The organism is Halorussus limi, from assembly GCF_023238205.1.
Taxonomy (GTDB): Archaea; Halobacteriota; Halobacteria; order Halobacteriales; family Haladaptataceae; genus Halorussus; species Halorussus limi.
Map to the genome: position 1 here is coordinate 404,703 of NZ_CP096660.1, position 9,901 is coordinate 414,603.

11 protein-coding genes are annotated in these 9,901 nt (G+C 66.3%); 5 read left to right on the forward strand and 6 right to left on the reverse strand.

Annotation, left to right across the window (positions count from 1 at the left end):
- The first annotated feature begins 58 nt into the window (after positions 1-58).
- Positions 59-1,654, forward strand: a complete 1,596-nt coding sequence (locus tag M0R89_RS20150) for a protein kinase domain-containing protein (protein WP_248652509.1) — start codon at positions 59-61, stop codon at positions 1,652-1,654.
- Between the two features lie 81 nt (positions 1,655-1,735).
- Here M0R89_RS20150 and M0R89_RS20155 read toward each other — a convergent pair whose 3' ends face one another.
- Entirely contained in the window at positions 1,736-1,975 is a 240-nt protein-coding gene (locus tag M0R89_RS20155) for a hypothetical protein (RefSeq protein WP_248652510.1), read from the reverse strand.
- A 167-nt stretch (positions 1,976-2,142) separates the two neighbouring features.
- Between M0R89_RS20155 and M0R89_RS20160 the strand changes: the two genes are divergently transcribed.
- Together M0R89_RS20160 and M0R89_RS20165 are read left to right on the forward strand one after the other, a co-directional pair.
- A complete protein-coding gene (locus M0R89_RS20160; protein WP_248652511.1) occupies positions 2,143-2,886 on the forward strand; it encodes a hypothetical protein in 744 nt (247 codons plus the stop codon).
- 153 nt (positions 2,887-3,039) lie between these two features.
- Entirely contained in the window at positions 3,040-4,320 is a 1,281-nt protein-coding gene (locus M0R89_RS20165) for an ABC transporter substrate-binding protein (protein ID WP_248652512.1), read from the forward strand.
- A 220-nt stretch (positions 4,321-4,540) separates the two neighbouring features.
- Here the strand turns inward: M0R89_RS20165 and M0R89_RS20170 are convergent, their stop codons facing one another.
- Positions 4,541-4,843, reverse strand: coding sequence for a MarR family transcriptional regulator (locus tag M0R89_RS20170; RefSeq protein ID WP_248652513.1), 303 nt, complete (start codon positions 4,841-4,843; stop codon positions 4,541-4,543).
- Between the two features lie 337 nt (positions 4,844-5,180).
- Between M0R89_RS20170 and M0R89_RS20175 the strand changes: the two genes are divergently transcribed.
- Entirely contained in the window at positions 5,181-5,744 is a 564-nt protein-coding gene (locus M0R89_RS20175) for a HalX domain-containing protein (protein ID WP_248652514.1), read from the forward strand.
- A 29-nt stretch (positions 5,745-5,773) separates the two neighbouring features.
- Here the strand turns inward: M0R89_RS20175 and M0R89_RS20180 are convergent, their stop codons facing one another.
- Positions 5,774-6,730: an alpha/beta fold hydrolase gene (locus M0R89_RS20180; RefSeq protein ID WP_248652515.1), complete on the reverse strand. Its 957-nt coding sequence runs from the start codon at positions 6,728-6,730 to the stop codon at positions 5,774-5,776.
- A gap of 84 nt (positions 6,731-6,814) precedes the next feature.
- Between M0R89_RS20180 and M0R89_RS20185 the strand changes: the two genes are divergently transcribed.
- On the forward strand, positions 6,815-7,459 hold the full coding sequence (locus M0R89_RS20185; protein WP_248652516.1) for a helix-turn-helix domain-containing protein: 645 nt from the start codon (positions 6,815-6,817) through the stop codon (positions 7,457-7,459).
- A 131-nt stretch (positions 7,460-7,590) separates the two neighbouring features.
- Here the strand turns inward: M0R89_RS20185 and M0R89_RS20190 are convergent, their stop codons facing one another.
- From M0R89_RS20190 to M0R89_RS20200, 3 genes are all read right to left on the reverse strand, one after another.
- Positions 7,591-8,259, reverse strand: coding sequence for a pyroglutamyl-peptidase I (locus tag M0R89_RS20190; RefSeq protein ID WP_248652517.1), 669 nt, complete (start codon positions 8,257-8,259; stop codon positions 7,591-7,593).
- Between the two features lie 461 nt (positions 8,260-8,720).
- The gene (locus tag M0R89_RS20195) at positions 8,721-9,347 is read right to left on the reverse strand and encodes a DUF192 domain-containing protein (protein WP_248652518.1); all 627 of its coding nucleotides are present in this window, start codon (positions 9,345-9,347) and stop codon (positions 8,721-8,723) included.
- Positions 9,348-9,380: 33 nt separating this feature from the next.
- Positions 9,381-9,857, reverse strand: a complete 477-nt coding sequence (locus M0R89_RS20200; RefSeq protein WP_248652519.1) for a DUF456 family protein — start codon at positions 9,855-9,857, stop codon at positions 9,381-9,383.
- Positions 9,858-9,901 lie beyond the last annotated feature (44 nt).

Here is a 9,901-nt window from a genome sequence, read left to right on the forward strand (position 1 = left end):
CTGCCAGCGGTGAGGGAAGGAACACTTATCCGGCAGGCGCGCCACCCCCGGCGTACGAATGGCAGGCCGCGAGCGAGGTGAGAGCGACGGCGAGGAGCGCGAACGCGACCGAATCACGCGACTCCGCGAGGAGGCCCGCGAGCGGTGGGGTCGGGCCGACGACGACGCCGAATCGGCCGCGGCCGACCTCGACAGCGTCGACCCCGAGAGACGCGCCGCGGCGGCGTGGGCGCTCGCCGAACTCGCGGCCGAGGACCCGGACCGCTCTCGACGAATCTCGGTCGAGTCCGACCTCGCGCCGCTGTTGACCGACGACGACGAGTGGGTCCGCCGCGGTGCCTCGTGGGCCATGGCGAACGTGGCCGACCGACACCCCCACCGCGCCCACGCCGCGCTCTCCGAAGTCACCGAGAGTCTGGGCGACGAGGACCCGCTGGTCCGGGAGAACGGCGTCCTCGCGGTCTCGGAAGTCGCCCGCGAGTACCCCCGCGCCGCCGAACCCGCGCTGAGTCGCCTCGCCGAACTCGTCCGGGAGGACGACGGACTCGCGCGCCGGTACGCCGCCGAGACGCTCCGCCGACTCGTCGCGGAACTCGACGAGGCCGGTTTCCCCGAGAGCATCGCGGCCGCGCCCGACGTGGCGGCGTTCCTGTCCGACGAGGCGGGCGTCGTCGTGACCGACGACGAGGGCGACGGCCGACCGATTCGGGTCGGCGAGTCGAGCGACTCTCCGGCGGACGACGAACGCGAGGGCGGCACCCGGAACCGACCCGAGACCGACGACCGCGGCCCGCCGGACCAACTCCCCGGCGCGCCGGAAATCGACGCCGGGCGCGGCGACTTCGAACACCTCGGGGATCTCGGCACCGGTCTGCTCACCGCCGCCGCGAAGGCCCGCGCGCCGACGCGAGGCGACGGCGGCCAGCACGCCGTGGTCGTCCTTCGAACGCTCCGCCCCGACGTGAGTCCGAACCCGACCGACTTCGAGGACGCGCTCCGGGCGTGGGCGGCCGTGGACGACCACCCGCACGTCGCGCCCGTCCTCGCTCGCGGCCCGAACCCCCGGCCGTGGGTCGCCACGGAGTTTCTCGACGGCGGGAGTCTGCGCGACCACGTCGGTTCGGTCGGGTTCGAGCGCGCGGTCTGGTACGCCCACTGCCTCGCCACGGCGGTCTCGCACGCCCACGCTCGCGGCGTCGTCCACGGCGCGCTCCGGCCGAGCGCGGTCGGGTTCTCTCGCACTCTCGGCGCGTGGCCGGTCCCGAAGGTCGGCGAGTGGGCCTTCGGCGACCTATTGGCCGAAGTGCAGGAACGCCCGGTGGCACCCGGCTTCGCCGCGCCGGAACACGTCGCGCCCGAGCGGTTCGGCGGCCCCGACTCCTCGACCGACGTGTACCAACTCGGCGCGCTCTGCTACGCGCTGTTCGCCGGCCGACCGCCCTTCGTCGGCGACGCGACCGAAATCGTCCGTCGGGTCCGCCGCGAAGAACCTTCGCCGCCCAGTGAGTTCGCCGAGTGCGTGCCCGAGGCCGTCGACGACCTGCTCGCGCGGGCGCTGACCAAACGGAAGCAGGCCCGCTTCGAGACGGCCGCCGACTTCCGGCGCGAGTTGGAGGTCGTCGCGCGTGACCTGTCGCTATCCTACGAACTGTAACTGAAATCCCCGTCAGAATCTCGAACCCGGATTCGCCCCTCTTCGCCGGCGACGTTCTCGGTATCGGCCGCCCGCCGCCGATTACCGGCCGCCCGCCGGGCCGTCGTCGTGGAAGTACAGCACTCGCTCGCTCTCGCCGCGGGCCCGTTCCTCGTCGGCGTCGTACCGACTCGAACACCGTCGCGTGTACTTCGTCAGGGCCGAGAACGGCGGCCCGCCGAACACGTCGGCCCAGCGGTCGCCACGCTCCACGACGACGCGCTGGTCGTAGGCTTTGCCACAGACCGGGCAGGGCGTCTCGTCCGGGTCGTGGGAGTGCACGTCGGACTAGACGGGCGCGGAGGCTTTCAATCTCCCGGCGTCGGCCGGGCGGCATTTCGCGGTCCCGATTCGGCCGAGTGACTTCGCGCGGCCGCGACTTGGCCGCCCTCGACCGAGACCCGACTCCGCCCGCATTTAAGTGGCCTCGATTCGACCCACCGACAAGAATGGCGCTCGCGCCCCTCACCGCGCACGCCTCTGGGGACGCCAGCGCCGCGGTCGTCCACTTCCTCGGGTCGGTTCTCGTGACAGCGGCGGCCGTCTTCTTCGGCTACTACGCCGTGTTGAACCTCCGCCTGAATCGGCTGGCGTCCCAAGCGCCGTTCTGGCGCTACCTCGCGCTGGTCGGCGCGACGGCGGGTCTGTACGGCGTTCTCGGGGTCGCCGAGACGCTGGTCCGCTCGCGGGCGCTTACCGCGTTCGGTCACGGGGCGCTCCTGTTCTGCATCGTCTTCCTCGCGTTCTCGATGCGGGAGGTATACTACGAGTCGGCGTTGGCCCCCTCGCCGGCGGACCAGCGCTTCTCGCTGGCGACGCTCCGCCGCGTCGAGGCCGGATTCGTGGTCGTCATCCTCGTAGAGTGGGTCGCGGTTCTACTCATCGACCAGTCACTCGTCGCGCAGTTCGTCAAGGGAGTCGGCAGCGTCGCGTTCGCCGCGTACGGTGCAGTGTTCGCCGAGAAACTGGAGGCGATGGCCCGCGGAACCGCGCTCGACACCCTCCGGCGACACCTGATTCCGGTGCTGGTCTCGCTGGGCGTCCTCGGGTTCGCCGACCTCGGAGTCGTAGTCGGCCTCGACCCCGTCGTCGTGCAGGCCGTAGAGAGCGTCTTCGTCGTCCTCGTCGCTGGCTTTCTCGTCACTGCGACCATCCGTCTCCAGCAGAACGTCGAAGGTCTCTCGGCGGGATGAGTATCGGGTCCGCAGTGGGACGTTCCGAGGCCACCGGTCCGGGGGCGTATCGAACAATCGGCAGGAGAGCCACCTTCTTCCGGCGTCTCGAACGCCGAACTGGTCGGAAATCATTAGTATGAGTCCGTAGTTTGGCAGTTCGGGGGTTGCCAGATGGGAACACACGACGACACGCTATCGAGACGTACGTATCTGAAAGCGACTGCCGGAGCGAGCGCCGCGGGACTCGGGAGTCTGACCGGTCTGCTCGGGCAGGACATGCAGACGCTAGAAGTACAGCACTGGTGGACCGGCGGCGACGGCGCGCAGGCGATTCAGGCCCTGTTCGAGGGGTTTCAGGAGCAGTATCCGGACATCAAGGTCAATCAGAACCCGGTGTCGGGCGGTGCGGGCCAGAACCTTCAGACCGTCATCAAGAAGCGCGTCCTGAACGACAATCCGCCGAGTTCGTGGCAGGCGTGGCCGGGCGCGAACCTGCTCCCGTACACGCGGGCGAACAAGTTGGAGAACATCGAGGAGTCGGTGTGGTCGAAGAACAACATGAAGTCGGCTTACCTGCAGGGACCGAAACAGGCCGCCCAACCGTCGGGCAACTACGTCACGGTCCCGCTGAACATCCACCGCATCAACAACCTGTTCTACAACGTGAACGTCGTCGAACAGGCCGGGGTGGACCCGTCGTCCATCTCGAAGCCCAGCGACCTCGTGGGCGCGCTCGAACAGGTCAGTAACAACACGCAGGCCGCCGGGATGGCCCACCAGACTAAATCCGGGTGGTCGACGCTCCAACTCTGGGCGACGGTCCTGCTCGGCGAACACGGACTGAACACCTACACCGCGTTCACCGAGGGGAAGATAGAGCAGAACCAGCAGGCCATCAAGAACTCGCTCCAGATAGTCAAAGACTACAAGCAGTACTTCAACGACGACGCAGGGTCGGTCGGGTGGACCGAGGCGAACACCAAGATAATCAACGGACAGGCCGGGTTCTTCCATCAGGGCGACTGGGCCGCCGGGATGTACTCGCCGGACAACTTGGCGTTTCAGGAGGGGTGGAATCAGGTCACGTTCCCCGGAACGGACGGCTACTACATGCTCAACATGGACTCGTTCCCCTTCCCGAAGAACAACCCGTCGCCGGAGGCCACGACCCGATTCCTGCGCTACGTCGGGAGCGTGGACGCCCAGCGCCGGTTCAACCCGAAGAAAGGGTCGATTCCGCCCCGAACCGACGTCCCGCAGGACGCCTTCGGGCCGTTCCTCCAGCGCCAGATGAAGGACTTCAAGAACTCGGAAGCCCAGCCGCCCTCGACGGCCCACGGACTCGCGGTGGACCCCGAGACGCTGACGAACCTCGAAGACGCGATGGCGACGTTCATCTCGTCGTGGAACGTGGACCGGACCTATCAGGGCATCGCGCAGGCGTTCCAGTAGGTCGGCGGACTCCTTCTTTTCCGAAGAACGGTCTCCCAAAGCAGTCGCTACGACGGTAGAAACAGGGCGGCGATGACCGCCCCGGTTGTCAGAGGCACAGTTTCGAGTACGACTCCCTTGCCTGCGACGCCGGGGCGTCTGACAGGCGTTTCGAACAGTGTCCGAGAAACGGTTAGGTGTACTGCATGCTATGACGCCTCTTTAAGACCCCATCCGAGGCTTACGCCGAGAACTCGGCGTCCTCGGGGGTCTCGACCGACCGACGCTCGTACAGTCGCTTGCGCGCGTCGGGGACGTACAACTGCTCCTCGACGAGTTCCTGGTCTTCGAGTTTGGTCAGCGCGTCGCGGGTCGTCCGCGGCGGGAGGAGCGCCTGCTCGCGAATTTGGCCCTGAGTCAGCGGTGCGTCCGCCTGCTCTAACACCTTGTAGACGAGTTTCGCACTCGGCGGGAGGTTCAGAAGTCGCTCGAATCGTTGCTCCGGAGTCGTCTCCGGGTCACTGCCCGTGGCAAAAACGATCACTGGTCTTCGACATAGCCACCGAAGGATACTTCCTCGACCGACTTAGTTGTTCTGCTAAAAAATACTGAATAAATTTTCCCGGCTCCGCTCTCCACCCGCTTGGTCGCGGTCGGTGGGGCTTCGGCGATATATCTGATTGGAGGACAGTTCGGTCGCTCGATTCGGTCGCGGGTTCATCCCCGCGTCCAGACCTGTCGCGTAGTCCGACGCGAGTCCGAGACTGTACCGACTTACGTCGCGACGAACGTTTCGGCCTCGTAACCACAAGATATAAGTTTATATTGTTGCATGATTCAGTCGGTAACTAGCGGCGACACGACTCCCTCCCGAAACGACTATGTCCCCTGATCAACCGACCGTTCTCGTCGTCGACGACGAGCAAGACGTTGCCGACCTCTACGCGATGTGGTTGCAAGACGACTATCGCGTGCTGAGTGCCTACGAGGGCGACGACGCACTCACCGTCCTCGACGACACCGTGGACGTCGTTCTCCTCGACCGTCGGATGCCGGGCCAGTCCGGCGACGAAGTACTCGAAGTCATCCGCGACCGCGACATCAACTGCCGTGTCGTCATGGTGACCGCGGTCAAACCCGACTTCGACATTCTGGAGATGGGCTTCGACGACTACCTCGTCAAGCCGGTCTCGAAGGACGAACTCCACGAAGTCGTCGAACAGATGTTGACCCGCGTCGATTACGGCGCACAACTGCAGGAGTACTTCTCGCTGGTCTCGAAGAAGGCGGTCCTCGAATCCGAGAAGGACCCCGAGACGCTGTACGCCAACGAGGAGTACACCGAACTCGAAACCGAAATCGAGGAACTCGGTGCAGAAGTAGACGACACCCGCGGACAACTCGATGACCACGACGACTTCGTCGGCGCGTTTCAGGACCTCTGAATCGTCGCTACACTTTTCCGTTCTCCTCCTCACTCGTCGCTGTCGACCCCAGCGTGCCGGTCGAGAATGCGTGACCGACTCCGGAGCAGCGTCGAGAGGTGGTCTTCCCCCTCGAAGACGGTCACCCCCGCGGTCGGCAGCGTCTCGGCGAGGCGTCGAGCGCCCGCGACCGGGACGTTCTCGTCGCGGTCGCCGTGCCACAGTCTGACCGGCGTCTCGACGTCGGTCAGCGCGAACTCCCACTCCCGAACCGCCTGCTCGCTCTCAGAGACCATCCCTTCGCGGTGGGAGTCGAGCGCGCGGACGAAGTCCTCTCTTACGATTTCGGCCGCCTCGTCGGGTATCTCGTCGGCGTCCGCGGTGTACTGCCCGACCACGACCGAGGGCGGCCCGCGCTTAGCCAGCCACGTCTGGACGCCCAGCAGTCCCGTCAGGAGGCGCGGCGTCTTCGCGGCCAGCGCCCCGAGGAGTCGAATCGTGACTGGCGTCTCGTCTCGGAGCGACGGCGGGGTCGCGCCCGACACGAGGTCGATTTCCGTCACGCGCTCTCCGCAGGTCGCCGCGAACGCGAGCGCGTGGGCCGCACCGCCGGAGAACGCGACGACGCCGACCCGTGAGACGCCGGCGTCGTCCAGCACCGCCCGCAGGTAGTCCGTGTCGGTCGGCGACGGGTCGGGGCGCGGCGTCGAGTCGCCGTACCCGGGCCGCTCGATTGCCAGCAGTCTGACGCCGCGCCGTCGCGCCGCCTCGTCGTACAACTCGCCGAGGACGTGCGACCCCGGCGTCCCGTGGAGGAACGCGACCGGCGTGGCGTCCGTCGCGGCGTCCGTGGCCCCGTACTCGGCGTACGCGACGCGCCGGCCGTCGCCGACGGTGACGGTTCGGACTGCCGAATCCGGCGACACTGCCTCGGACCGTCCCTCGGTGCTCTCCCTGTCGTCGCTCGACGGCGCTCCGGTCGCTCCCTCGGCGCGTTCCGGCTTCATGTCCGTCGGTTGCGGTTCGACTTGAGTGTATATTTCCCCGGATTCATGCGGCCATTTATAAGCTGCGCGTCCGTCGCGTCTCCCGTGAAGCGCGTCTCGTTCAGCGTCCGCTACTCGGGTGAGTTGGCTCACCCGATTCACCGTCGCATGATGGCTGGCCACCCGGTCTCGCGCATGGAACTGCTAATGTGGGGACCGATGGTCTCGGTCACGACGCTCTCGTGGTTCGATGCCGACCGCGAGGCGACCGCCGACGTGCTGGAGGCGGTCGAGTCGGTCGTCTCGACCCGTCTCGTCTCGGGCGACGGCGGCACCTACGCTTTCGTCGGCCAGTCCGAATACGAACTCGGCGGGCCGGTCCTCGACCTCGTCGCCCGCTCGCAGGTGGTCTTCGTCCCGCCGGTGGTGTTCCGCGACACCGGCCGCGTCACCTTCGAGGCGGTCGGCCAGTCCGACCGCCTCGGCGCGTTCTACGACGACCTCGCCGGAACGGTCGACGCCGACATCGAGGCGGTCCACGACTTCTCGCGGTGGTCGTCGCCGACCGACGTGACCGACCGCCAGCGGGCCGCGTTGGAGGCCGCGGTCGAAGTCGGCTACTACGACGTACCCCGGACCGGTACGGTCGAGGACGTGGCCGCGCAACTCGACTGCGCGGCCAGTACCGCCGGAGAACTCCTCAGGCGGGCGGAGTCGACGGTGCTGACCGCGTTCGTGGCTTCCGAGTAATTGTCTCGGACACTGCGGTCGTTGCTGGAAAATCGAAATCGAGCCGACCCTCCTCGGTTAGTGTCGTAGCCACCGACATCTCGGACAGGCTCGTGTGCTACTAGCTCGCCGGCAGTTAGTACCAAGATGGGTTACGAACCCGTCTCACGGTCGCTGGCCGTCACCTCGAACGTCCGCCGCACCGCCTCGGCTTGCAGTTCTAAGGGTAGACTCGGTTCGACACCCCCGCCGCTCGTCGCCTCGCCGTCTTGCGCTTTCTCCGCCGCGCCTTCGGGCGTCATCGGGAGGTGCACGAACCCCATCGGCACGTCCGCGCCGCGGTCGTCGGCCTCCAACTGGGCGCGCGTCCGGTAGAGAATGTTGTTACACAGATGGGTCCCGGCGGTGTTCGACACGCGCGCCGGAATCCCCGATTCGAGGAGCGCGGAAACGACTTCGACCACGGGGAGCGTGGCGAAGTACGCCGCGGGCGCGTCCCCTTCTCCCCGGATGCGCTCGTTCCGCGGTTCGGCATCGGCGTTGTCCGGCACCCCGGCACAGTCGGCGACGTTGATTCCGACCCGCTCGACGCTGACTCCGGTCCGCCCCGCCGCGAGTCCGGTGGCGACGACTACCTCTGGGTCGTGGTCGCCGAGGAGGGCCTCCATCTCGTCGCTGGCGCGGTCGAACTCGACCGGGAGGACATGTCCGACGACTTCGCGGTCCGCGACGGTCTCGCCGTCGAGTTTCCGGGCGATTTCGCCGCTCGGATTGCGGTCGTGGTCGCCGAACGGTTCGTAGCCTGTGAGCAGGAGTGTCATTGATTCGGATGGGTCCCGTCGGGTCTTGGTTCTTGGTTCTCCGGAAACCGGTCTCGGTTCCGTCACCGGTTCGTCTATTTACGGTTCCGTTTACGTTTTCGTTTCCGATAACGTCACGCCCGCCGGTTCCTTTTTCTGATGCTCGCACTTTCGCTGTCTACTCGGACTCGTTAGCCTATTCAGATCCGTCGGACTCGTCAACCACCGGCGTTCTCTCTTTCTCTCGACTCGATACGGAACCGCCCGCCGACAAAGGCCGATTTTTGCTCAGAAAGCCACGATTGGACGTTTACGTATTCGTTTCCGATTTCGAAAACGTAAACGTGTACGTAGTCCATCGCACACGACAGACTCGTCTCTGTCCGGTAGTCTCGAAAGAAAATACCTCGTGTACCCCTACCCGAGGTGTTTCTTTCGTCACACGCACCCTATATATGCTTTGTGTTCCTCCACTCGGGCGTTTATCGGTTCGACCAAGGCAACCAACCGTTCGATTCGGCCTTCGGGACCGGTCCCTCGAATACCAATTTAGTCCCCGGACCGACGCCCGTCCGGTTGGCGAATCCGCGCGGAAGTTCCACGACGTACTTTGCCTGCCCGTCGCTCGGGTAGGTCTCCAGTTCGCTGGTCGATGCGTTGGGTTGGGGTTCGGCGTGCTCGACGTTCAGAACGGTGCCGTTCGGCGCGACGAATATCATGTCCAGCGGGACGAGCGTGTTCTTCATCCAGAACGACACCTGCTTGGCGTTCTCGTAGGCGAACACCATCCCGGTCCGGTTCGCCAGCTCCTCGCGGTGCATCAGCCCCGACTGGCGCTCGCTCGGTTCGTTCGCGACCATGAGAGTGACCGTGACGTTCTCGCCGTCCTCTATCACGAACGTCGCGTTGACGGTTCGCTCCACGTCGGTCGTGGTCGGTGGCGTCGGAGTCTCGGTCGTAGTCGACGTGGCCGCTGGCGTCGACGTTTCGGCCGATGCTGTCGTCGTCGAGGTCTGGCGATTCGCGTCCGTGGCAGTTCCGCCGAATCCCCCGACGCAACCCCCGAGCAGTACCATCGCCCCCACGAGGACTGCGGCGTACGTTTTCATGCCACAGTACTACTGCGCGGTCGGATAAAAAGGTTAGAGCGCGACGAACAGGAACCCGGCGAGCAGCGAGAGCGTCACGATTAGTTGAACCACCGCGGACCCGAGGACGCCGACCGCCGCGTAGGCCGCCGCCCGAGCGCCCCGTCCGGCGTTCCGCGTCCGGTAGAACTCGGCCGCGAACACGGTGGCCGCGATGCCGAGGACCATTCCCACTGGTCCGGCGACGAACAAGAGCGGGACGCTGACCACCGTCGCCAGCGCGGTCGTCTTCGCCGACGCGCCGCCCGCGCTCGCGGCGAGCGCCCCGCCCAACTGGTCCGCGGCGATGGCGGTGAGTCCGACCAGCGTGAACCCGGCCAGCGTGACGAGTCCCGGCGTCGCGTAACCGCTCGCCCACCAGTATAGGTAGATACCGGCCAACGAGAGGCCCGCGCCGGGGACGACCGGAACGACGCTCCCGACGACGCCGGCGAGCAGCAACGCTACCGCAACGACCAAGAACAGGTCCATGCGGGCCTGTAAGCATTCGCGAGGGTTAGCGGTTCTGGCTCGGA